Annotated in this window: 21 protein-coding genes; 18 read left to right on the top strand and 3 right to left on the bottom strand. The window is 71.4% G+C overall.

Translation table 11 applies throughout. From position 1 onward, the window contains the following. Positions 1–103: 103 nt before the first annotated feature. The 3 genes from ACWCP2_RS29430 to ACWCP2_RS29420 form a co-directional block, all read right to left on the bottom strand. Positions 104–868, bottom strand: coding sequence for an SDR family NAD(P)-dependent oxidoreductase (locus ACWCP2_RS29430; RefSeq protein WP_450911592.1), 765 nt, complete (start codon positions 866–868; stop codon positions 104–106). A 57-nt stretch (positions 869–925) separates the two neighbouring features. Next, a complete protein-coding gene (locus ACWCP2_RS29425) occupies positions 926–2,188 on the bottom strand; it encodes a cytochrome P450 family protein (protein WP_450911591.1) in 1,263 nt (420 codons plus the stop codon). 149 nt (positions 2,189–2,337) lie between these two features. After that, on the bottom strand, positions 2,338–3,282 hold the full coding sequence (locus tag ACWCP2_RS29420; protein WP_450911590.1) for a ScbA/BarX family gamma-butyrolactone biosynthesis protein: 945 nt from the start codon (positions 3,280–3,282) through the stop codon (positions 2,338–2,340). Between the two features lie 167 nt (positions 3,283–3,449). Between ACWCP2_RS29420 and ACWCP2_RS29415 the strand changes: the two genes are divergently transcribed. The 18 genes from ACWCP2_RS29415 (at position 3,450) to aroA (ending at position 24,193) form a co-directional block, all read left to right on the top strand. Continuing rightward, positions 3,450–4,145 carry a ScbR family autoregulator-binding transcription factor gene (locus ACWCP2_RS29415; protein ID WP_450911589.1) on the top strand — a complete coding sequence of 232 codons (696 nt, stop codon included), beginning with the start codon at positions 3,450–3,452 and terminating at the stop codon, positions 4,143–4,145. A 222-nt stretch (positions 4,146–4,367) separates the two neighbouring features. Beyond that, complete coding sequence (locus ACWCP2_RS29410; RefSeq protein WP_450911588.1) at positions 4,368–5,981, top strand: class I adenylate-forming enzyme family protein; 1,614 nt, start codon at positions 4,368–4,370, stop codon at positions 5,979–5,981. Next, positions 5,978–6,361 (top strand): hypothetical protein, encoded by a 384-nt coding sequence (locus tag ACWCP2_RS29405; protein ID WP_450911587.1) that lies wholly within the window; start codon positions 5,978–5,980, stop codon positions 6,359–6,361. Before ACWCP2_RS29410 ends, ACWCP2_RS29405 begins: the two co-directional genes overlap by 4 nt. A 196-nt stretch (positions 6,362–6,557) precedes the next feature. Then, entirely contained in the window at positions 6,558–6,836 is a 279-nt protein-coding gene (locus tag ACWCP2_RS29400) for a LysR family transcriptional regulator (protein ID WP_327309990.1), read from the top strand. Positions 6,837–7,177: 341 nt separating this feature from the next. Beyond that, a complete protein-coding gene (locus tag ACWCP2_RS29395) occupies positions 7,178–8,716 on the top strand; it encodes a 4-hydroxyphenylacetate 3-hydroxylase family protein (protein WP_450911586.1) in 1,539 nt (512 codons plus the stop codon). Between the two features lie 80 nt (positions 8,717–8,796). Next, positions 8,797–9,294, top strand: coding sequence for a flavin reductase family protein (locus tag ACWCP2_RS29390; RefSeq protein WP_266914258.1), 498 nt, complete (start codon positions 8,797–8,799; stop codon positions 9,292–9,294). Between the two features lies 1 nt (position 9,295). Then, the gene (locus tag ACWCP2_RS29385; RefSeq protein WP_450911585.1) at positions 9,296–10,339 is read left to right on the top strand and encodes a hypothetical protein; all 1,044 of its coding nucleotides are present in this window, start codon (positions 9,296–9,298) and stop codon (positions 10,337–10,339) included. 173 nt (positions 10,340–10,512) lie between these two features. Then, positions 10,513–12,057 (top strand): FAD/NAD(P)-binding protein, encoded by a 1,545-nt coding sequence (locus ACWCP2_RS29380; RefSeq protein ID WP_389694234.1) that lies wholly within the window; start codon positions 10,513–10,515, stop codon positions 12,055–12,057. Between the two features lie 106 nt (positions 12,058–12,163). Next, complete coding sequence (locus tag ACWCP2_RS29375) at positions 12,164–12,976, top strand: class II aldolase/adducin family protein (RefSeq protein WP_214948962.1); 813 nt, start codon at positions 12,164–12,166, stop codon at positions 12,974–12,976. Between the two features lie 65 nt (positions 12,977–13,041). Continuing rightward, complete coding sequence (locus tag ACWCP2_RS29370) at positions 13,042–13,689, top strand: NAD(P)-dependent oxidoreductase (protein ID WP_450911584.1); 648 nt, start codon at positions 13,042–13,044, stop codon at positions 13,687–13,689. Between the two features lie 29 nt (positions 13,690–13,718). Then, positions 13,719–14,996 (top strand): multidrug effflux MFS transporter, encoded by a 1,278-nt coding sequence (locus tag ACWCP2_RS29365; protein ID WP_450911583.1) that lies wholly within the window; start codon positions 13,719–13,721, stop codon positions 14,994–14,996. Between the two features lie 157 nt (positions 14,997–15,153). Next, the gene (locus ACWCP2_RS29360) at positions 15,154–16,545 is read left to right on the top strand and encodes a class II 3-deoxy-7-phosphoheptulonate synthase (protein WP_450911582.1); all 1,392 of its coding nucleotides are present in this window, start codon (positions 15,154–15,156) and stop codon (positions 16,543–16,545) included. Between the two features lie 102 nt (positions 16,546–16,647). Next, entirely contained in the window at positions 16,648–17,025 is a 378-nt protein-coding gene (gene aroH / locus ACWCP2_RS29355) for a chorismate mutase (RefSeq protein WP_389694244.1), read from the top strand. Then, positions 17,025–18,149 carry a prephenate dehydrogenase gene (locus ACWCP2_RS29350; RefSeq protein WP_450911616.1) on the top strand — a complete coding sequence of 375 codons (1,125 nt, stop codon included), beginning with the start codon at positions 17,025–17,027 and terminating at the stop codon, positions 18,147–18,149. Before aroH ends, ACWCP2_RS29350 begins: the two co-directional genes overlap by 1 nt. Positions 18,150–18,278: 129 nt before the next feature. Next, complete coding sequence (gene aroC / locus ACWCP2_RS29345) at positions 18,279–19,466, top strand: chorismate synthase (protein WP_450911581.1); 1,188 nt, start codon at positions 18,279–18,281, stop codon at positions 19,464–19,466. Then, a complete protein-coding gene (gene aroB, locus ACWCP2_RS29340; RefSeq protein WP_450911580.1) occupies positions 19,463–20,557 on the top strand; it encodes a 3-dehydroquinate synthase in 1,095 nt (364 codons plus the stop codon). The genes aroC and aroB overlap by 4 nt, the downstream gene beginning before the upstream one ends. Before the next feature lie 205 nt (positions 20,558–20,762). Beyond that, positions 20,763–22,916 carry a transketolase gene (tkt, locus tag ACWCP2_RS29335; protein WP_450911579.1) on the top strand — a complete coding sequence of 718 codons (2,154 nt, stop codon included), beginning with the start codon at positions 20,763–20,765 and terminating at the stop codon, positions 22,914–22,916. Beyond that, positions 22,913–24,193, top strand: coding sequence for a 3-phosphoshikimate 1-carboxyvinyltransferase (gene aroA, locus ACWCP2_RS29330; RefSeq protein ID WP_450911578.1), 1,281 nt, complete (start codon positions 22,913–22,915; stop codon positions 24,191–24,193). The genes tkt and aroA overlap by 4 nt, the downstream gene beginning before the upstream one ends. Positions 24,194–24,232: the final 39 nt, after the last annotated feature.

The raw sequence follows: 24,232 nt of genomic DNA, 5'->3' as shown, positions 1-24,232 counted from the left end.
GTCCGGCCGGGTGCTCCGAAGTGCTCGTACAGCTCTTTGCCTGCGCGTTGCCACAGGGTTCCGCCGAGTTCCCCCGCGTTCCGGTTGCGCGGCCGGACAACGGTCAGCGGGCGGTCCAGCCGCCGTCCACCGGGACGGTCGCACCGACCACGAAGGACGCCTGGTCGCTGAGCAGCCAGGCGGCGGCCTGCGCGATCTCGCGCGGGTCCGCCGTACGCGGCAGTGGGGCCCTGGTGTGCAGTTGCTCCTCCAGGCCCGGGTTCAGGTCGAACCACTGGCCCATCATCTCGCTGCGGGTGGTGCCCGGGGCGACTGCGTTGACCCGGACGCCCTGGGCGGCGTACTCGGCGGCCGCCTTCGTCAGGCCGATGACGGCGTGCTTCGACGCGATGTACGCGGCGGACGCCGGGGTGCCGACCAGTCCCGCGACGCTGCTGTTGTTCACGATGGCCCCGCCGCCCGGCAGCATCGCGGCGATCTCGTACTTCATGCAGTTCCATGTGCCGCGGACGTTGGTGGCCATGACGGCCTCGAACTCCGCGTCCTCGGTGAGGTGCAGCGGCGCGGGCACGGTGCCCAGGCCGGCGTTGTTGAAGGCGGCGTCCAGGCCCCCGAAGAGCCGCACCGCCTTGGCCACGGCCGCCTCGACCTCCTCGGCGCGGGCCACGTCGGTGACCGCGTAGGCGGCGGTGAAACCCTGGTCCGTCAGCTCGCGCGTGAGCGCGGCCAGTTGCTCCTCGCGCCGGGCGGTGAGGAGCACCGAGGCCCCGTTCTCGCAGAACACCCGGGCGGCGGCCGCCCCGATGCCGCTGCTCGCGCCGGTGATCAGGGCGCGCCTGCCCACGAGGAGGCCGGTCTTTTCCGTCATGGTGACTCTTCCGTCTGCCGGGTTCCGGTGGATCCTTCAGCAAAGGTCGCCCCGGCACTATTGGCTGAAAATTGCCTCATTGCGCGAGCTGGACCGGCCCAGAATCACGGGAACCGTGCGGTGGCCGTTGGAAACGAACGAGAACTTCGGCCGGAGTTCATCGGCCGGTGCGGCCAGGGCGAGGTCGGGAAACCGCTCGAAGAGCGCCGACAGCGCGATGGCGACCTCCATCCGGGCCAGGTTCACGCCGAGGCAGTGGTGGGCTCCGTACCCGAACGACACGTGATCGGCCCGGGTGTCGCGGGTGATGTCGAAGAGGTCCGCCCCGGCCCCGTGGTGGAGGGGGTCGCGGCCCGCTCCCGCGAAGCAGATGACGATCGCGTCGCCCCGCGGGATGCGCACGTCGTCGTCGATCTCGATGGTCTCCACGGCGTAGCGCAGGATGCTGTGCGCGCCGGGCGGGTCCACGCGCAGGGATTCGTCGATCACGTCGTCCCACGAGGCCTTGCCGTCCCGTACGAGTGCGAGCTGGTCGGGATGCGTGAGGAGGGAGACGACCGCGTTGTCTATGAGGTTCACCGTGGTCTCGTAGCCGGCGGTGAAGAGGAGGATGAGATTGTCGAGGAGTTCCTTCTCGCTCATTTCCGCCGTGCCCGAGTCGCGTGCGGAGATGAGGCCCGATGTCAGGTCGTCGGCGGGATTTTCTCTCTTGTGCGCCACGACTTCGTTGAGGATCTCGTACATGGCTGTGCCATTGGCCATCGCGTCCTCGGGGGTGATCGAGGTGGCGAAGAATCCGTCGATGATCTTCTGCAGCGGGCCGCGTGCGGAATGCGGAATTCCGAACAGCTCGCAGACCACGGCGTGCGGCAGTACGTGGGCGAATTCCTCGCGGAGGTCCACGGGCACGTGTGCGGGGGCCCGTTCCAGGCGGTCCAGCAGCCCGGCGGCGATTTCCTCGACCCGGGGCCGCAGGGCCGCCACGCGGCGCATGGTGAACTCCCCCGCCACGGGCCTGCGCAGACGTGCGTGCTCCTCGCCGTAGGCGGTGACCATGTTCTGCACCGAGACCCAGATGGCCAGCGGCCACTCCTGGTCGACTTCCCCGTCGATCCACGCCGGCCAGTGCCGGTAGGCGTCCTTCGATACCCGGGGATCGGTGAGCAGGCGCTTCACGAGTGCGTAGTCCGTGACGGACCACGCCTCCACTCCACCGGGGAGCACGATCCGCACGGCCCGGCCAAGGGAGCGTATTTCCTTGATCTCTCCGTGAATGTCCTGGCCGAGCGGATCGATGACGAACGGGCACTGCCTGCTCACAGGAGTATCCCTCCTACAACTGCTGGTGACGGTGAGTCCGATGACGTCACAGGCTGACACGCCTACGACCTTCCCGCCACTTTGCGCATGGGTGTCTCGGCCAGCGGATCGCAGGGAACCGATGCCCATTTCGTTCGAAAGTGAGGTGATCAGGAGGAAACGGTAATTGCTTCCAGGTGGGCGTCGAATACCCGCTGGCCGCTCTGATGACCGGTCACGCTCAGGGAGAGGGTGCCGTCACCGTTCAGGACCATCGGCTGCGCCTGGATGAGACAGGGGGAGTGGAACTCCACGTACCGCTCGAAGCTCAGGCTGAGCGCGACGGGGTACAGCCGGGCGGTGCCGGCGACGGCGAACGCGGCCTGGTGGGTGGCCTCGAGGAGGACCATGCCGGGGACGTGGTCGTTCTTGTGGGCGAACAGCGTGGTGTTCGTGGTGTGCGGCCGCAGGGTCCAGCACCGGGGATCCATGGTGGGAGCCAGCAGGACATGGCTCGGATCGGTGCGCAGGACGAGGGAGGGGTGCACCGGTTCGGGTACGGGCAGGACCGGCCGGGCGTCCGCGTACTCGCCCCGCATCCGGCGGTAGGCGCCGGGAGAGGTGCACGTCATGCGGCCGTCGCCGGTGGCGATGACGCGGCCGCTCTGGATCACGTCCATGTGGCACACCATGCCGGAGAAGCGGGTGCCGCGGCGGTTGACGTCCGTGCAGGTGACGTCGATGTGCATGGGGGATTCGTCGTCCGCCAGCAGCAGCTCGGGATCGATCCGGTACTGGAGGTCGGACATCAGGAACTGGTGCCCGAGGGGGACGTTGTACTCGGCGTGCGAGAGCAGGATGCCGGTCTGGCGGATGGCCTCCGCGATGACGGCGGGCGAACGGAAACCGTGCAGGCCGGTATGGAACGGATGGTTTTCAGGCCAACGCACGGTGACGTCGAATCGGTCGGGAGCAGTGCGTTCCCAAGCCGAGAGGAACACCTCGGAAGTGTCTGGACGGTGCACAAGCCAGTTGGGTACGGCCGGAGGCCTTGCATCTGAGACCCCGACCGACGGTCTTTGGGCGTTTTCGTTCGCATACGACGTGATTAACATGAATTCCCCTCCGTACTTCGAGGCAGATTCGAGCCACCCGTGGTAGGTCTCGGTTCGCCGCAAGATACGTGCTGCCTGGTATAATTTGCAACGGCTGTTTTCGGTGACATGCTCATACCCCCGAGGAGGTGCAACAGTTGGCCACCAGCAGCGTGGAAGGAGCGAGGGTGTCTCAGAGGGAGACTTCTCGGCGCACCCGGCAACTCATCGTCGAGGCCGCCGGCGCCGTGTTCGCAGAGAAGGGCTTCAACGGAGCCACGATCGCGGACGTCTACCAGCGGCTCGGGCTGACCAAGGGTGCCTTTTACTACTACTTCAAGGGCAAGGAAGAGCTGGCCCAGGCCGTTCTGGCCAGCCAGATCGACACGGTCGGCTTCCCGCTCGTACCGCGGAGCACGCGTCTGCAGGAGCTGATCGACAAGGGCATGCTCTTCGCCGTTCAGATCCGCAGCGATCCGGTCGTGCAGGGCAGCCTGAGGCTGTCCCTGGAGCGCGGCAGCCACCACGAGCACCGGCTGCGCCCCTACCAGGACTGGCTCGACCACAACCGGTTCGCGCTGGGCGAGGCCCGGGCGTGCGGCGAGCTCCACGCGCACGTGGACCTGGACGCGGTCGCCAACCTGTTCGTCGGCGCCTTCACCGGAGTGCAGGTGCTCTCGGAGGTGATGGCCGACTGGGAGGACCTGGAAGTACGGGTGTCCGTGCTGCTCAGGCACATCATGCCGATCATCGCCCTGCCGACGGTGCTGGCCGAGCTCGACATGGCCCCCGGCCGCGCCGAGCGGGTCATGGCCGACCTGGAGAAGCACCTCAGGGAGCGGGCCGAGGCCGAACTCGTCGCGCCGGCCCAGCTCCAGGCCTAGCCGGCCCCGCGGCCGGGCGTCCTGTGGACGGCCCGATGTCGCCGCCTCACCTCCGCCGGGCGTCCTCGACGCCCGGCGGAGGTGTTTCCGCAACCGTTTCGGCGCCCCGGACGGCGACATCAGATCTTCCGATGAGCGGTTGCCTACCTTCATGCAGGTTTGTTTCCATGGGCGCGGCCCCGAGCCACATACGAGGCTCTTGACCGACCACGGAGAACCCACATGATCAAGCTCGATGACATCCGCCGGCACGCGGCGGGCGGCGTGACGCGGGATGCCTTGGTCGACGGCCAGGTGCGGTTGACCTGGGGCCAGTTCGCCGAGACCGTGGAGCGGACGGCGGCCGGACTCACCGAGCACCTGCCCCAAGAGGGCGCGGTCCGGGCGGTCTTCCTCGCCGGGAACAGCTGGCAGCTCACCGTCGCGATGAGTGCCTGCGCCACCCTCGGCGTCTCCTGCACCGGACTCGACCCGCAGAGCGGCACGGACGATCTGGGCCAGGTGCTCTCCTGGCTGGAGCCGTCCGTGGTCTTCGTGACCTCGGAGCACCACGCCACCCTCGACCAGCTCGTGTGGCCCAGCGGGCCGCAGGCCGTGCACGTCCTCCTGGACGGGATCACGGCTCCCGGCGCCCCGGCCGCCCCCGGCAAGCACGAGGCGCTCAACTTCGACCTGCTGACCTCGGCCGAACCCCTGCGCACCCTGCCGGCGCCCCGGCCCTACGAGTCCTTCGCGGTCAGTGCGCGCAGCGAGGGCCCCTCCCGCCTGGCCGTGCGCCGCACCCCCTCCGAAGGCCGTCACCTGGTCGACCTCGTGGACGAGTTCGGGCTCAACCGGGACGACGTCCACCTGGCCTGCGCCCCGCCGACCGAGCCCACCGCCCTCGCGCTGGCCCGCACGATGCTCGGCATCGGCGCCACCGTCGTCCTCGCGGACGGAGCCGGCCCCGAGACCCTGACCTCGCTGCTCGTCGCCGAGCGGGTCAGCACCGGCGTGATCACCCCCTCCGCCCTGCACGGGCTGCTCGGACTGCCGGAGACGGCCGAGCCCTCGCCGCGCACCCGCCACCTGCGGTTCCTCCTCACCCCCGGCGCCCACCTGGGCCGCTGGACCGTGAACACGGCCTGGGAGCGGCTCGGCCCGGTCCTGCACACCGCGCTCGGCAGCGCGGAGACCGGGCTGACCGCCGTCATGGGCCCCGAGGAGCTGCTGGTCTCGCCGCCGCGCACGGGCCACACCACGCTCGGCACCACCGTCGCCGTCCTCGGCGAGGACGGCCGGCCGGTGCGGCAGGGCGAGAGCGGGCGCCTGGCCTTCGCGGGCCACCAGGTCATGGACGGGTACCTCGACGGCGAGACCGAGACCGTCGAACTGGACCTCGGCTGGGGCGCGGAGCGCTTCCTGGTCACCGACGACTCCGGGTACGTGGACGAGACCGGCCGGCTGCTGGTGACCGGGCGCGTCACCGACGTGCCCGTGGTGGTCCGCGATTCCGCGGTCGACACCGAGCTGTTCCGGCTGGAGTCGGACCTGCTCAACCTGCCGTGCCTGCGCGACACCGCCGTCATGCGGGTCAGCAGCCCGGTGCTGGGCGACGCGATCGTGGTCCCCTTCATCGCCGTGGCGGTCGGCCGCGAGGCCACCGGGTACCAGGCGCTCAGCGCCGCCTGCGCCCGCCGGGTCCCCTCACTGCCCGCGCACGTCATCGCCGTCGACACCATCCCGTACAGCCCGACGGGCCGGATCCGCACCGGGGACCTGCTCGACGCGGTGCTGCCCATCATCACTCTGAACCTGCAGCTTGAGCAGTCGATGCAACAGGAGATGTCCGCGTGAACCTGCCCTCCTTCGACGACCAGAGCTACGACGAGGTGCTGGTGGAGGACTTCGAGGCGGCCTTCTTCGCACTCGAACTCGAACTCCTCGACCTGCCCTGCGTCCAGGACATCGCGGTGATGCGCACCCGGCTCCCCGAGGTGGGGGAGACGCTGGTGGTGGCCTTCGTACCGCTCCTGGAGGAGGACCAGGAGGCCGGCGGGCGCCAGGCCGCGCTGGCCGCCTGCGAGCGGCGCATGCCGTGGGTGCTCTCGCACGCGGTGGCCGTCGACGCGATCCCGCGCGCGGCCGACGGATCCGCGCGCACGGGCGTCCTGATCGACCGTCTGCTCCCGCAGATCGCCCGGGACCTCCTCTCGCCGATGGAGATGTCCGACTAGTCCACTCCGCCCAACCCGCTGTCAACCACGAAGCAGCGGCTGACCTGTGGCCATGCCCTCCCTGCGGGCATGGCCACAGGTATGTCCGGGGTGAGTTGGTGAAGATATGGGGGAAACCTCGTACTGCAGTTATACCTGCACCGTGGTATGTTTCTAGCCTCCGAGGCCCTGAGTCTCGCAGAAGGGAGCCCCTGCCGTGCAGTTCCAGCAGTTACGCTCGTTCCGTGAAGTAGCCGCCGAGATGAGCTTCACTCGAGCCGCTCGCAACCTCCACTACTCGCAGCCCAGCGTCACCGCCCACATCAAGAACCTCGAGGACTACATCGGGGCCGAGCTGTTCCACCGCGCCGGCGGCCGGGTCCAGCTCACCGAGGCGGGCATGCGACTGCTGCCGCACGTGGAGAAGATCATTCTGATAGCCGAGGCCGCCTGTATCGACGCGGCGTCCGCCAGCCACACCCGTCCCGCCGCCTGACCAGCCGCCGGACATCCTTTGCAATTCTTTTTCATTCGGCCCGGCCGTGTATCCGAATTCCTTGGATCAAGGCCGGGCCGAAATTGTTTCCGGGCATCCGGAATTCACGATTCCGCAATATCGGAAAGCGTGGACCGATCTTTCTTTCTGACGTCAACAAGGTTTCTCCGGCTCGTAGTTGACGTACCGCCTCGAACGTGTTGGCGCCAGGGTTGGCGTAGATGGGCAATTGTCCGTGCGCGGCCCCGCAAGAGCTGATCGGCGGCCGAGCCTACGCTCGGGGCAATCGAACTGTGCGTCCGGCAGCGGTCGCGTGTATTACCCCTGGAGAGGACACCAAAATGGGTCAGGTCCCGATAGTGGATCCGTCGGCCGACGAGGCTCCGAACGACCTCATGACGGGCGACTCCTACCTGGAGAGCCTGCGTGACGGCCGCCAGGTCTTCGTGGACGGCGAGCTCGTCAAGGACGTGACGACGCACCCGGCCTTCGCCATGGCCGCGCGGTCCACCGCGCACCTCTACGACGCGCTCCACCACCCGGACACCAAGGACCTGATGACGACGGTCGACCGGTACACGGGGTACCGCGTCCACCGCTTCTTCACCCCGGCGCACTCGGGCGAGGACCTCATCAAGGCCCGCGACGCCATCGAGCACTGGGCCCGCCTGAGCTACGGCTTCATGAACCGCACGCCCGACTACAAGGCGTCGTTCATGGCCGGCCTGGCCGTCACCCACGACTTCTACGAGCCCTTCGGCGACAACGCCCGCGCCTGGTACGAGAAGTACGCCCGCCAGGGCCTCTCGATCAGCCACGCGATCGTCAACCCGCCCGTCGACCGCAACAAGTCGGCGCACGAGATCCGCGACGTCTACCTGAAGGTCGTCGAGGAGCGCGAGGACGGCATCGTCGTCGAGGGCGCCAAGCTCATGGCCACCGCCTCGGCGCTGAGCAACGTCGCCTTCGTCGGCCAGATCCACCTGGCCAACCTCGAAAAGGGCAAGGCCGAGGACATGGCGCTGGCCTTCCTGGCCCCGCTGAACACCCCCGGCATGAAGGTCGTCTGCCGCACCTCCTACGAGTCCAAGGCCACCAGCCCGTTCGACAACCCGCTCTCCAGCCGGTTCGACGAGAACGACGCGGTGCTGGTCTTCGACAAGGCGTTCATCCCGTGGGAGAACGTCCTGATCTACCGGGACACCGAGAAGATCCACCAGTACTTCCCGCGCTCCGGCCTGCTCTCCCGCGGCTTCTTCCAGGGCGCGATCCGCATGTCGGTCAAGCTGGAGTTCATGGCGGGCGTCCTCGACCGGGGCACCCGCATCAACGGCACCGACGGGTTCCGCGGCGTCCAGGCCGGTCTCGGCGAGCTGCTCGCCTGGCGCCACCAGACCTGGGCCGTCACCACCGCCATGGCCTTGGACCCGGAGGCCGGCCCGGCCGGCACCGTCCTGCCGCGCATGGACTACTCGGCCGGCTACCGGGCGCTCGCGCCGCTCAGCTGGGAGCGCACGCACCGCTTCTTCGAGGAGCACCTCGCGGGCGCGCTGCTGATGACCCCCTCCAGCGCCAAGGACCTGCAGAACCCCGAACTGCGCCCGCTGCTCGACCGCTACTACCGCGGCACCGGCGCCACCGCCGAGGAGCGCACCAAGCTCTTCAAGCTGGCCTGGGACGCGATCGGCACCGAGTTCGGCGCCCGCCACGAGCTGTACGAGCTCAACTACGCCGGCGGTCCCGACCAGGTGCGCCTCGACACCCTCAACTGGTCGCGCGGCGCCGGTCTGCTCGACAGCTACGGCGACCTCGTCCAGAAGGCCCTGGACGACTACGACCTCGACGGCTGGACCCGCGGCCGCTGGGCCCAGGACAACTGACCGTCAAGCCCGCGTACGGACGGGTGCCCGCGGCCACCGCGCCGCGCGCACCCGTCCGCGCCCAGCAGAGAGGCCCGGCCATGAACCACGACCTGCGCGATGTGATGCGTTCCTTCGCCACGGGGGTCTGCGTCGTCAGCACCTACACCGACCAGGACGGCGTGCGCACCCACAACGCGATCACCGTCAACTCGCTCACCTCCGTCTCCCTGGAACCGCCGCTGGTGTCGCTGAGCTTCCGTCACGACTCGGAGTTCTTCGCCGAACTGCTGCGGACCGGCGTCGTCGGGATCTCGATCCTCGGCGCCGAGGGCGAGTCCACCGCCCGCGCGTTCGCGCGCCGCCGGCCCGAGCGCGACCAGGCGCTGACCGAGGTGGCCGGGGCACCGGGTGAGGCCACCGGGACGCTCCTGTTCGACGCGGCGGCCTGGATGGAGTGCAGCCTGCGCGACCACGTGGTGGCCGGAGACCACGTGATGGTCATCGGCGAAGTCGTCGCCATGGGTGCCCGTGAGACCCAGACCCCCCTGATCTTCCTTCAGGGCGGATTCCACAGATTCGAATTGGAACAGGTGTGAAGTGCGCGCGAAGAAGCTGTTGAGCTGGCGGGTGTCCCTCGGAGCGGCCCTGGCCATATCGGCCCTGACCCTGCTGGTCCTGCCCGGTGACCCGGCCCAGGCCACGGACACCACCGCGGAGGCCGCGGCGCGTGCGTCCGGCACGGTGAGCGTCTGCCTGGTGACGCGGGACGCCCCGACCCGCGAGCGGACCGTCGCGGTCGCGCCGTGGGCCGCGCAGGTGCTGCTCACCGAGACGCTGTCCTACCCGGGGCCCTGTGCCTCGTACGGCGCCCCGAGCCCGCTCGGCAACGGCACGGTGCGCACGTACGCGCAGATCAACGGCACCACCCCGCAGACCGTCGGCTTCGTCTTCCCCAAGAACACGCTGACCGGCCTGCCGACGACCATGACCGACGGCCACCACTGCTACGACATGGACGGCAACGGCACGGTCAACGAGCACACGGAGTGCGTCGGCGGCCACGAGCGGCCGCTGGAGCTCCCCTCGCAGCTGACCTCGCTGCCCGGGATGCCGCTCAAGTGGGCCCTGCTGAACTACAACCCGATGGGCCACGGGCCGGAGCACATCTACGACACCCCGCACTTCGACTTCCACTTCTACACGCAGTCCAAGGCTGAGCGCGACGCGATCCGCAGCGGCCCCTGCGGCCTGGCGATCAACTGCGACGACTACGCGACGGCCATCGAGCCGATCCCCCCGCAGTACCTGCCGGCGGACTACGTGAACAACAACGTGGCCGAGGCGGCCATGGGCAACCACCTGGTCGACATGAACTCGCCCGAGTGGCACTCCACCGCCTTCACCCAGACCTTCATCTACGGCGCCTACGACGCCAAGATCAGCTTCCTCGAGCCGATGATCACGAAGGCCTGGTTCGAGGGCATAGCCAACGGGGTCAACCCGAGCCGCTGCTGGCCCATCAAGCAGCCGCAGCAGTGGCAGATCGCGGGCTGGTACCCGCAGGAGTACTGCATCGACTACCGCGCCAACCGCGGGGACTACACCGTCTCGATGAAGAACTTCAAGAAATCCGCCGCCTGAGTCCCCAAGACCCAAGCCATTGGCCGACCGGTTCCACCCCCGCCGCACCGGGGGTGGCCGGCGGCTCCCACTGAATCCCCGGAGTAGGCGAGGAAAGGGCCACCGTGATCGCGGACAGCAAGGCCGGCGCACGACGACCCCGCGCCTTCCACGAATTGATAGGTGACTGACACATGTCCCGTGGATTCTCGATCGGTATCGTCGGAGGAGGCGCGGCTGCAGTCTGCTTGATCGACGCGTTGTCGCGAACACAAAGCGAACCGGGCAGCCTCACGGTCTTCGAACCGTCACCGCACCTGTGGCGGGGGCGTGCCTACCAGGTCGACACCGAGACCCTCAAGGTCAACGCGACCCCCGACGACATGTCCGTGCGCGCCGGCGACCTCCAGCACTTCGAGCACTGGCTGGAGACGCGGGACAAGGTCATAGGGGTCCGCACCGGAGTCGACCGCTGGTCGGGGAGCCGCTTCGCCCCCCGCACCGTGTACGGCGAGTACCTGGAGCAGACGGCCTACGCCGCGCTCGGTGAACTGCGCCGCCAGGGCTGGCGGGTCGACCTCGTCGGCGAGGGGGTCACCTCCGCGAGCCGCGCCGCCAACCGGGTGCTGCTGCGCACCGGCAACGGCCGGGCCCGCGCCTTCGACTACGCCATCCTGTGCGTCGGCGGCGACAGCCCCAAGGACGTCTACGGTCTGGGCGACACCCCCGGCTTCGTCGGCGACCCGTACCCGATCGTCAACAAGCTGGCCGACGTGGGCGAGCGGGAGCACGTCGCGATCATCGGCAGCGGCCTGACCGCCATCGACATCATCCTGTCGCTGGCCGCGCAGGGCCACCAGGGCAAGATCAGCCTGCTGTCCCGGCGCGGTGTCCTGCCCGGCGTACGGCAGAAGGCGGTCCCCTTCGAGCTGCGGCACTTCACCCCGCACCGGATGGAGGAGCTGGCCGCGATCCACCCCGAGGTCACCCTCGAGGACATCGCCACCATCATGCGGGCCGAGTTCCGCGACGTGGGCGCCGACCTCGACGCCGTGGTCTCGGAGATCATCCGAGTCGACCTGGAGGACCCGGTCGACCGGCTGCGCCGGCAGATCGAAGAGGTCGACTCCCCCCACATGGGCCTGCGCATCCTGCAGCGAGCCGTCCCCGAGACCGGCCCCGACGTCTGGCCGATGCTGCGCGAACAGGACAAGGTCCAGCTGCTGCGCGCCCACTACCGCACGATCATGAGCCTGTGCTGCCCCATGCCGCCCGGCAGCGCCGGAGTCCTCCTCGACCTCGTCGAGGCGGACAAGCTGGAGATCGTCGCCGGCCTGCAGAACATCACCCCGAACCCCGAGGCCGGCTTCGACGTCGTCACCGCCGAGGGACACGACTTCACGGCCGACCGCGTCATCAGCGCGGTCAACGCCTCCGAGGGGCGCATCCCCACCAGCGCCGCGCCCCTGGTCACCTCGCTCATGCGCAGCCGCGTCGCCAGCCGGCACCCCCACGGCGGCCTGCACATAGCGCGTCCGACCAGCCAGCTGACCACCAACGGCCGGCCCGACCCGCGCCTGTACGGGCTCGGGAACATCGCCGCCGGCTCGCTCTTCTTCACCTTCGGAATCCCCTCCCTGGTCGACCGCAGCCAGGACATCGTCGGCGCGATCCTGCAGCACGCCGAGACCGTCACGGCCGCGACCCAGGAGAACGAGGACGTCCTGCTCACGGTCTAGCCGCCGGCGGGGCCCGCCCCGCTCGCGGCCGGGCCGCCGCCCGCACCCGTACCCCTGCCGACACCGGAAAACGACCCGGAGATTCCGGAGATGAGGACCCCCGAGCATGAGCGTCACCGAGACCGACCGGCCCGCCTACCTGGCGGACACGCACACCGGCCTGCCGATCCCGAGCGAGCCGGTCTTCGCCACCCACGAGGAGACGCGCCGCCACCGCAAGCAGCGGCTCGCCGCCGCGCTGAGGCTGTTCGGCAAGTACGGCTTCGGTGAGGGCATCTCGGGCCACATCTCGGTCCGCGACCCGGAGCACGAGGACCGGTTCTGGGTGAACCCCTTCGGTGTCTCCTTCAACCTGGTCCGCGTCGCCGACCTTATCTGCGTGGACTCGGCGGGCAATGTCGTAGAGGGTAAGCACCGGGTCAACCCCAGTGCGTTCGTCATCCATTCGGCCATCCACGAGATGCAGCCGGGTGCCACGGCGGCCGCCCACGGCCACACCGCGCACTCCCGCGCGCTGGGCGCCCTGGGCCGCCTGCTGGACCCCATCGACCAGGAATCGGCGGCCTTCTACAACCGCCAGGTCCTCTACGAGGAGTACGAGGGCCCCTCCGTCTCGGCCGAACTCGGCCGCGACATCGCGGAGAAGCTGGGCGACAACCGCGCGATCCTGCTGCGCCACCACGGCCTGATAACCGTCGGCGGATCGCTCGACGAGGCCGTGCACTGGTTCTTCACCTACGACAGCTGCGCCCAGGTGCAGCTGCTCGCCAGGGCCGCGGGCACGCCCAAGAGCTTCACCCATGAGCAGGCCGTCGCCGCTGGGGACGGCTTCGGCAACGAGCAGCTGGGCTGGTTCAGCTTCCAGCTGCTCTGGGACGAGATCATCCGCGAGCAGCCCGACTTCCTCGAAGAGGACTAGCCCGCGGTACGTCTCCTCGTCCGGCACCACCCCCGAAGAATCACCGAGGAAGAAGAGGCACCACCATGAACATCCTGCTTTTCGGAGCCAGCGGGCACATCGGCAGTGCCATCGCCGGCGAACTGCTCTCCCGCGGGCACTCCGTCACCGGCGTGACCCGCACCGGCGAGATCGCGGGCAACAGCCACGAAGGCCTGAAGGTGATCGCCGGTGACGCCACCAGCGCGGACACCGTGGCCGAACTGTCCGCGGCGGGCTACGACGCCGTGGCCTCGGCCGTCGGCCCCAAGCTCGGCGTCGACGACGACCACAAGATCATCGTCGGTGCGGCCAACGCGCTGATCGAGGGCCTCACCCGCAGCGGCGTACGCCGTGTCGTGGTCCTCGGCGGCGCCGGCAGCCTGGAGGTCTCCCCGGGCGTCAAGGTCATCGACAACCCGAACTTCCCGGCCATGTGGAAGCAGAACGCCCTCGCCCAGAGCGAGGCGCTCGCCCTCTACCGCCAGGCAGGCTCCCTGGACTGGACGTTCATCTCCCCGGCCGCCCAGATCGAGCCCGGTCCGCGGACCGGGACCTATCGCGTCGGCGGTGAGCAGCTCCTGGTGGACGCCGAAGGCAAGAGCCAGATCAGCATCGCTGACTACGCGGTCGCCTTCGCGGACGAACTGGAGCGCGGCGACGCGATCCAGGCCCGCATCACCGTCGCCTACTGATTCCGCGTCCCCCGGAGGGGATCAGAAACATGACTTCATCCGCCACACCGAAGAGCGCCGGCATCGTCCGGTTCGCCATCATCCTCGGTGCACTCACCGCTCTCGGCCCCCTGGCCAACGACGCCTACATGCCGGGCCTTCCGCAGATCGCCGAGGACCTGAACACCAGCGCCTCGGCGGCCCAGCTCAGCCTCACCGCCTGCCTGCTCGGCCTCGGCATCGGCCAGCTCATCGCCGGACCGGTCAGTGACGCGCTCGGCCGCCGCCGTCCGCTCATCGCCGGTCTGGCGCTGTTCGCCGTCACCGCCCTGCTGTGCGCCTTCGCCCCCAACATCTGGACGCTGGTCGGGCTGCGCGCCCTCCAGGGTCTCGGCGGCGCCACCGGCATCGTCATCGCCTCCGCGGTCGTGCGCGACCGGCACACCGGGCCCGCCGCGGCCCGGTTCTTCGCGATGCTGATGCTCATCACCGGCATCGCGCCGATCCTGGCCCCGATCCTCGGCGGCCAGCTGATGCTCGTCACCTCGTGGAAGGGCATCTTCGTCGCCCTCGCCATCATCGGCGCGCTGATGCTCCTCGGCGTCGCCGGCGCCCTGCCCGAGACGCACCCCGCCGAACGGCGCGTGCGCGGCGGCCTCAAGGCCACCGGCCCGATCTTCCGCCGGCTGCTCGGTGACAAGGTGTTCGTCGGCTACAACCTGGCCTGCGGCTTCGCCTTCGCCGCGATGTTCGCGTACATCTCCGGCTCGACCTTCGTGCTCCAGTCCATCCACGGGATGTCCCCGCAGGGCTACAGCGTCGTCTTCGGCGTCAACGCCCTCGGCCTGGTCATCGCCGCGCAGGTCAGCGGCCGCATCGTGCACAAGACCGGCCCGCGCGCCCTGCTCGCCACCGGTCTGGCCGTCTCCGCGGTCGGCGGCCTCGGGCTGCTGGCCGTCGTCCTCACCGACGCCGGTCTGGCCCCGCTGCTCGTGGCGCTCTTCCTGGTCGTCTCCAGCGTCGGCCTCGTCCTGCCGAACTCCTTCGCCCTGGCCCTCCAGGACCACGGCGACGTGGCCGGTTCTGCCGCCGCGCTGCTGGGCCTGTCCCAGCACCTGATCGGTGCGGCCGTGGTCCCGCTCGTCGGCCTCGCCGGCGAGGACAGCGCGGTTCCGATGGGCATCGTCATCGCCGTGCTCGGCGTCGGCGGTCTGCTCTTCTTCGGCCTGACCAAGGGCCACAAGGCCGCCGGCGAGGACGCCGGGGCCCAGGAGCCGGCGGACCAGGCGTCCCCGGCCCGGACCTCCGAGGTCCACGAGCCGGTCTAGGCACCAGGCGAGACAGGCTCCTGCAACGGATTGCCCTCCGGGGGTCCGTACGGCCGCACCACCGTACGGACCCCCGGCACCCGGGGCCGCCATCCCGGGCGGCGACAGGCCCACACCTCTTCCCTTTCCCACCGAAACCGATCGAGGCACAGCCACCATGACCCTCGCCACGCACGCCACGGCCGTCGACTCCTGGCGGCTGCTGCCCGCCGCCCAGCAGCCGTCCTACCCCGACCCGGTCGCCCTGCGCTCCGCGCTCGACGACCTCGCCTCCTTCCCGCCCCTGGTCTTCGCCGGCGAGTGCGACCGGCTGCGCGACCGGCTCGCCGACGTCGCCCGGGGCGAGGCCTTCGTCCTGCAGGGCGGGGACTGCGCCGAGACCTTCGACGCCGTCAGCTCCGACCAGGTACGCGACAAGGTGCGGACCCTGCTCCAGATGGCCGCCGTCCTCACCTACGCGAGTTCCGTGCCCGTGGTGAAGATCGGCCGGATCGCCGGGCAGTACTCCAAGCCCCGCTCCAAGCCCACCGAGATCCGCGACGGCGTCGAACTGCCCGTCTACCGCGGCGACTCCGTCAACGGCCTCGCCTTCACGCCCGAGTCCCGCACCCCGGACCCGGAGCGCCTCAAGCGGATGTACCACTCCTCCGCCGCCACCCTGAACCTCGTACGGGCCTTCACCACCGGCGGGTACGCCGACCTGCGCCAGGTCCACGAGTGGAACCGCGACTTCGTCGCCGCCTCCCCGGTCGGTGAGCGCTACGAGCGCCTCGCCGGGGACATCGACGACGCCCTGACCTTCCTCGCCGCCTGCGGCGCCGACCCGGCCGCCGTCCACTCCTCGGAGATCTTCGCCAGCCACGAGGCGCTGCTCCTGGACTACGAGGCCGCGCTCACCCGCGTCGACGCCCGTACCGGCCGGCTGTACGACGTCTCCGGCCACATGATCTGGATCGGCGAGCGCACCCGCCAGCTCGACGGCGCCCACGTCGAGTTCGCCTCCACGGTGCAGAACCCCATCGGAGTCAAGCTCGGCCCCACGACCTCCGCCGACGAGGCCCTGCGCCTCATCGACAAGCTGGACCCGGAGCGCGAGCCCGGCCGCCTCACCTTCATCACCCGGATGGGCGCCCGCAACATCCGCGAGATCCTCCCCGAGCTGATCGGCAAGGTCACCGCCGAGGGCGCGCGCCCCGCGTGGATCTGCGACCCGATGCACGGCAACACCTTCGAGGCGCCCAGCGGCCACAAGACCCGGCACTTCGACGACGTGCTCGACGAGGTCACCGGCTTCTTCGAGGTCCACCGCGCGCTCGGCACCCACCCCGGCGGCATCCACATCGAGCTGACCGGCGACGACGTCACCGAATGCGTCGGAGGCGGCGCCGAGGTCCGGCTCACCGACCTCGGGCAGCGCTACGAGTCGGCGTGCGACCCGCGCCTGAACCGCAAGCAGTCGCTGGACCTGGCCTTCCGCGTCGCCGAGCTGTACCGCGACCGCCAGGCCGCCGGCGCGGCCCGCCGCGAAGCCGTACCGGCCGCCGCCTGATCCCGAGAGGCCGATCGAGCGACCGAGCGACCGACCGACCGAGCGACCGATCGAGCGAGCGACCGATCGACGTACCGTCCTGAAGCAAAAAGGGAGAAGCCCATGTCCGTGCGTGCCCTGCGCGGTGCCATCCAGCTGGAAGTCGACGAGCGGGGCCACCTGCTGGACGGGGTCCGAACGCTGTTCCAGGAGATGCTCGCCGCCAACGGGCTCGACCAGGAGGAACTGGTCAGCCTGTTCTTCACGGCGACCCCCGACCTGGTCAGCGAGTTCCCGGCGGTCGCCGCCCGCGAACTGGGCGTGACCGACGTGCCGATGATGTGCGCGCAGGAACTGGACATCGCCGGGGCCCTGCCCCGGGTCGTGCGGATCCTCGCGTACGCCGAGACGGAACTGTCCAAGCGCGAGATCAAGCACGTCTACCTGGGCGGTGCGGCCGCCCTGCGCCGGGACCTGGTCACCGCCGGGGATCCCAGATGATCCGCTCCGCCGCGGTGGTGGGGACGGGCCTCATCGGAACCTCCATCGCACTGGCCCTGTCCCGCCGCGGGGTGGCCGTCCACCTCATCGACGAGAACGATTCGGCCGCCCGCACCGCCGCCTCGCTCGGCGCCGGCACCGTCGGCGCCCCGAAGACCACCGTGGACCTGGCCGTACTGGCCGTCCCGCCGGCCCAGGTCGGCACCGTGCTCGCCGCCCAGCAGAGGCTGGGCCTGGCCCGCTCGTACACCGACGTCGCCAGCGTCAAGACCGAACCGGAGATCGGGGTCCTCGCCGCCGGCGCCGACCCCGTCACCTTCATCGGCGGACACCCCATGGCCGGCCGGGAACGCTCCGGCCCGCTCGCCGCCTGCGCCACCCTCTTCGAGGGCCGTTCCTGGGTGCTGACCCCCACGGCCCACACCAGCCGCGACGCGCTCAACATGGCGCTCATGATGGTCTCCCTGTGCGGGGCCGTGCCCGTGGTCATGGACAGCGACGTCCACGACCGGGCCGTGGCCCGCGTCTCCCACACCCCCCACGTGGTGGCCTCGCTGATGGCCGCCCGCCTCCAGCACCTCCCGGAGGACGCCTGCCGGCTGGCAGGGCAGGGACTGCGCGACGTGACCCGGATCGCCGGGGGCGACCCCCGGCTGTGGAGCGACATCCTGGAGTCCAACGCCACCGCCGTCGCCGACGTGCTGACCGAACTCGCCGAAGACCTCCAGGTCACCGTGGCCGCCCTGCGGGGCCTGGCCACCGACGACGCCGACGAACGCGCCCAGGGCACCACGCTCCTGGCCGACCTCCTCGGCCGCGGCATCAGCGGCCGCGACCGCATCCCCGGCAAGCACGGGCACCCGGTGCCCGCCTGCGCGCCGGTCCGCGTCCTCATCGGGGACCAGCCCGGCGAACTCGCCCGGCTCCTGGCGACCGCCGCCGAACTCGGCGTCAACATCGAGGACATGACCATCGACCACTCGCCCGGCGACGAGAGCGGCCTGGTCGAGCTGATGGTCGCCCGCGGCACCGCCGTCACCATGGCCCAGGGCCTGATGGGCGCGGGCTGGCGGGTCCAGCGGATGGGGCCGATCGAGGCCGCGCCGGTGGCCGTCGGCGTGTGACACCGCGCCCGCCGCAGATCCCCGTACGACTCCTCCGCCTCCCCCCTCTACGGGGATCCGGCCGCCCCACCGGCCGGGTCCGACCGCCCACCACGCCGGCCCACCGGGCCGCATGACAGAGGATCACCCTTGAGCACTTTGCGATGGCTCACCGCGGGCGAATCGCACGGCCCCGCCCTCACCGCCGTCCTCGAAGGCCTGCCCGCCGGCGTGGAGATCTCCACCAAGGCTGTCGCCGACTCCCTCGCCCGGCGCCGCCTCGGCCACGGCCGGGGCGCGCGGATGGCCTTCGAGCGGGACGAGGTGACCTTCCTCGGCGGGGTCCGCCACGGACTCACCCAGGGCGGACCGGTGTCGATCCAGGTCGGCAACACCGAATGGCCCAAGTGGCAGACGGTGATGGCCGCCGACGGCGTGGACCCGGAGGTGCTGGCCGGGCGGGCGCGCAACGCCCCGCTCTCGCGCCCCCGCCCCGGCCACGCCGACCTCGCCGGGATGCAGAAGTACGGATTCGACGACGCCCGCCCCGTCCTGGAGCGGGCCAGCGCCCGCGAGACGGCCGCCCGGGTCGCCGTCGGCGAGGTCGCCCGGGCCTTCCTGCAGCAGGCGTACGGGATCACGATCGTCAGCCACGTCGTCTCCCTCGGCGCGGCCACCGCACCCGAGGGCGTGGTCCCGGGCCCCGGCGACACCGAACGCGTCGACGCCGACCCGGTGCGCTGCCTGGACCCGGAGGCCTCCGCCGCGATGGTCGCCGAGGTCGACCGGGCCCACGAGAACGGCGACACCCTCGGCGGGGTCGTCGAGGTGCTCGCGTACGGACTTCCGCCGGGCCTGGGCAGCTACGTCCACGGCGACCGCCGCGTCGACTCCCGGCTGGCGGCCGCCCTCATGGGCATCCAGGCCATCAAGGGCGTCGAGTTCGGCGACGGCTTCGGCCTCGCCAAGGTCCCCGGCTCGCTCGCCCACGACGAGATCGAACGGGACGAGCAGGGCGCCGTCCGCCGCCGCACCGCCCGCTCCGGCGGGGTCGAGGGCGGGATGACCACCGGAGAACCGCTGCGCGTGCGCGCCGCCATGAAGCCCATCGCCACCGTGCCGCGGGCCCTGGCCACCATCGACGTCGCCACCGGCGAGCCGGCCGTCGCCCACCACCAGCGCTCCGACGTCTGCGCGGTGCCCGCCGCGGCCGTCGTGGCCGAGGCCATGACGGCGCTGGTCCTCGCGCACGCCGCGCTCGAGAAGTTCGGCGGGGACTCCCTCGCCGAAACCGCCCGCAACCACCGGGGTTACGTCGAGAACCTGGCCGTCCGGTGAGCGCCCCGACGCTGAACACGCCGGCCCTCACCGGGAGCACCAGGATCCCGATCGGGGGCGAACGGCCCTACGAGGCCGTCGTGGGGCGCGGGCTGACCGGCGAGACCGGTCGCGTCCTGGGCTCCGGACCGCTGCGGGTGGCCGTCGTGTACCCCCGGACCGTGCTGGCCACGGCCCGGCGGATCGCGCGGGAGCTCACCGACGAGGGCCGCATCGTGGTCTCCCTCGAAGTGCCCGACGGCGAGGCCGGCAAGGACATGACCGTGGTGGTGGGCCTGTGGCGGGCCCTCGCCGATGCCGGGTTCACCCGCTCGGACGCCGTCGTGGCCGTCGGCGGCGGAGCCACCACCGACCTCGCCGGGTTCGCCGCCGCCGGCTGGCTGCGCGGCGTACGGCTGGTCCTGGTGCCGACCACGCTGCTCGGCATGGTCGACGCCGCCATCGGCGGGAAGACCGCCGTCAACCTGCCCCAGGGCAAGAACCTGGTCGGCGCCTTCCACCCGCCCGCCGGGGTGCTGTGCGACCTGGACCTGCTGGACACCCTGCCGCACGCCGACTACGTCAGCGGCCTCGCCGAGGTCATCAAGGCCGGGTTCATCGCCGACCCGGAGATCCTGCGCCTCGTCGAGGAGGACCCGGCCGGCGTCGCCGTCCACACCCGCGAGCTCGTGGAGCGCGCCATCCGCGTCAAGGCGGAGGTGGTCACCGAGGACTTCCGGGAGGACGGCCGCCGCGAACACCTCAACTACGGGCACACCCTGGGCCACGCCATCGAGCGGGTCGCCGGCTACCGGGTCCGGCACGGCCACGCGGTGGCCGCCGGCATGGTCTTCGCCGCCGAACTCGCCCGGCTCGACGGCCGGCTGTCCGCCGCCGACGCGGAACGCCACCGCTCCCTGCTCGGCGCCGCCGGGCTGCCCACCGCGCACGACGGGGCCTGGGCCCCGCTGCGCGAGGCGATGGGCATCGACAAGAAGACCCGGGGCAACCGGCTGCGGTTCGTCGTGCTCGACGCCATCGGCCGCCCCGCCCTGTTCACCGCCCCCGACGAGGACCTGCTCCGGGCCGCCTACGAACGGATCTCCCGGTGAAGCGGGCCCCCGTCCGCTACGCCCGTGCCCGCGCGGTCCGGCGGGCCCGCGCGGTCCGCCACGGCGGAGTGGTCCGCCCCGCGGGGCGGGGCGGCGGGGGCGCAGCAGCCGAACGCACCGCAGGCCCCGTACGAGAAGAAGTGGCGGGACCCGCGGGACCCGCACGCACACCCGTATCCGAATCCCCCGAACAGGAAGGCCCGTCATGACCGTCGCCACCGCCCCGCAGGGCACCGTGCCCGCCCTGCTCTGGGGGGACGCCGACCGCCGGGCCGTCGAGGTCGCCCGTGCGCTGACCGTCGACGCGGTCGAGGCGGCCGGACACGGACACCCCGGCACCGCCATGAGCCTCGCACCGGCCGCCTACCTGCTCTTCCAGCGGCTGCTGCGCCATGACCCGGCCGACCCGGGCTGGGCCGGCCGCGACCGGTTCGTGCTTTCCTGCGGCCACGCCAGCCTGACCCTGTACACGCAGCTCTACCTGTCGGGCTACGGGCTCACCCTCGACGACCTCAAGGGCCTGCGCACCGAGGGCAGTCTGACCCCCGCGCACCCCGAGTACGGGCACACCCCGGGCGTGGAGACCACCACCGGCCCCCTCGGCCAGGGCCTCGCCAACGCGGTGGGCATGGCCATGGCGGCCCGCCGCGAGCGCGGACTGTTCGACCCCGAGGCCGCCCCCGGCACCTCCCCCTTCGACCACACGGTGTGGGCCATCGCCTCCGAGGGGGACCTGGAGGAGGGCGTCGCCCACGAGGCCAGCTCGCTGGCCGGGCACCAGCGCCTGGGCAACCTCGTCGTCCTCTACGACGAGAACCGCATCTCCATCGAGGACGACCGGCGGATCGCGCACTCCGAGGACACCCTCGCCCGCTACCGGGCGTACGGCTGGCACGTGCAGGAGGTCGACTGGACGGCCACGGGCGACTACGTCGAGGACGTGGCGGCCCTGCACCGGGCGCTGGTCACCGCCCGGGAGACCACCGACCGGCCCTCCCTCGTATCGCTGCGCACCATCATCGGCTGGCCCGCGCCGAAGAAGCGGGGCACCGGCGGCATCCACGGATCCGCCCTCGGCGCCGAGGAGGCCGCCGCCGCCAAGGCCGCGATGGGCCTCGACCCCTCGCTCTCCTTCCAGGTTCCCGCCGAGGTCCTGGCCCACGCCCGCAAGGTCGCCGACCGCGGGGCCGAAGCCCACCGCCAGTGGGACAAGACCCTCGCCGACTGGCGCGCCCTCGACCCCGCGCGCGCCGAGCTCTTCGACCGGCTCTCCGAACGCCGGCTGCCCGAAGGCTGGCAGGACGGCCTGCCCGTCTTCCCCGGCGGCGGCCAGATCGCCACCCGCAAGGCCTCCGGGGAGGTGCTGAACGCGCTCGCCTCCGTCCTGCCCGAACTGTGGGGCGGCTCCGCCGACCTCGCCGAGTCCAACCTCACCACCATGAAGGGGGAGCCCTCCTTCGTCCCCGAGGAGCTGGCGACCGAGGCCTACGCCGGCCACCGGTACGGGCGCACCCTGCACTTCGGCATCCGCGAGCACGCCATGGGCGCCATCCTCAACGGCATCGCCCTGCACGGCGGGACCCGCCCCTACGGCGGCACCTTCCTCGTGTTCTCCGACTACATGCGCCCCGCGGTCCGTCTCGCGGCCATGATGAAACTGCCCGTCACCTACGTCTGGACGCACGACTCCATCGGGCTCGGCGAGGACGGTCCCACCCACCAGCCGGTCGAACACCTCTGGTCGCTGCGCGCCATCCCCGGCCTGGACGTGGTCCGGCCCGCCGACGCCAACGAGACCGTCGTCGCCTGGCGCACCATCCTGGAGAACGACGACCGCCCGGCGGGCCTGTGCCTGTCCCGGCAGAACCTGCCCGTGCTGGAGCGCACCCAGGAGAGCGGGCTGTCCCCCGCCGAGGGCGCCGCACGCGGCGGCTACGTCCTGGCCGAGGCCGACGGCGGCCGCCCCGAGGCCATCCTCATCGCCACCGGCAGCGAGGTGCCCATCGCGCTCGACGCCCGCCGCATCCTCCAGGAAGGGGGCCTCGCCACCCGCGTCGTGTCCATGCCCTGCCTGGAGTGGTTCCAGGCGCAGGAGGAGGCCTACCGCGAGGAGGTGCTCCCCGCCGAGGTGGCCGCCCGGGTATCCGTCGAGGCCGGGTCCAGCCTCGGTTGGTACGCTCTCGTCGGCGCGGCCGGCACCTCCCTGGGCATCGACTCCTTCGGCGCCTCCGCTCCGTACCAATCCCTGTACGAACTGCACGGCCTGACGGCGCCGAAGGTCGCCGCGGCCGCCCGCGCGAGCGTCGAGCGCGCGCAGCGGGCCCTGCAGAGGTCCGAGAGAAAGGCCGCCGTCCGATGAGCGCCGCCACCGCCGTACTGGAAGCCCGGATCCCCGGCTCCAAGAGCATCACCAACCGGGCGCTGCTCCTCGCGGCCGCCGCCCCCGGCCGCAGCCGCCTCGGCGCGCCCCTGGTCAGCGACGACACCCTCGCCTTCCGGGCCGCGCTGACGGACCTGGGCACCGGGGTGCGCGACATCGGCGACAGCGGCTACGGGTACGGGGACGGCTCCGGCTACGGCGACGGCTCCGGCGAGGTCTGGGAGGTGACCGGGCGCGGCACCGGGCCGATCGGCCCCGGCCGGGTCTGGTGCGCCGACGCCGGCACCGCGGCGCGCTTCCTGCCGCCCTTCGCGGCGACCGGGCGCGGGGAGATCGCCTTCGACGGCTCCGACCAGCTGCGGGCGCGCCCGCTGGGGCCGCTGCTGGAGGCGCTCACCGGGCTCGGGGCGAAGGTGCGCGGTACGGGGCTGCCCTTCACGCTCACCGCGCGGGGGCTGGCCGGCGGCCGCATCGAGCTGGACTCCGGGCTCAGCAGCCAGTACCTCTCCGGGCTGCTGATGGCCGCCCCGCTGATGGGCGGGCCGCTCACGGTGGACGTGCCGCGGCTGGTCAGCCGTCCGTACGTGGACATGACCCTGGCGCTGATGCGGCGGTTCGGCGCGCGGGTCGAGGAGGAGGGCAGCGCGATCACGGTCCACCCGGGCGGCTACCGCCCCGCCGACCTCGACATCGAGCCGGACGCCTCGACCGCCTCCTACTTCTTCGCGGCGGCCGCCGTCACCGGGCGCACCGTACGGGTCCGGGCGCTGGGCTCCGGCAGCCTGCAGGGCGACACCGCCTTCGTGGAGGTGCTGCGGCAGGCCGGGGCCGAGGTCACCCGGACCGCGGACTGGACCGAGGTCACGGGCGGCGGCGCGCTGCGCGGCGGCTTTACCGTCGACATGGGCGACATCTCCGACACCTTCATGACGATGGCCGCGATCGCCCCGCTCGCGGACGCCCCCATCACCATCACGGGCATCGCGCACGCCCGGCTGAAGGAGTCCGACCGGATCGCCGCCGTCGCGCAGAACCTCCGCGCGCTCGGCATCCGGGTGGAGGAGGGCCCGGACCGCATCACCGTCCACCCGGGCGTCCCCGCCCCGGCGACGATCGACTGCCGGCGCGACCACCGCATCGCCATGTCCTTCTCGGTCCTGGGCCTGCGCGCCGCCGGCATCACCCTCGACGACCCGGCCTGCGTGGCCAAGACCTTCCCCGGGTTCCACGAGGAGCTGCGCCGGCTGTTCGGCTGAGCCGCGCGGAGCGGCGCCCCCGTGGGGGCGCCGCTCCCG

The organism is Streptomyces sp. NPDC002104 (genome assembly GCF_053593795.1).
This window is presented reverse-complemented; position numbering and strand designations above follow the sequence as displayed.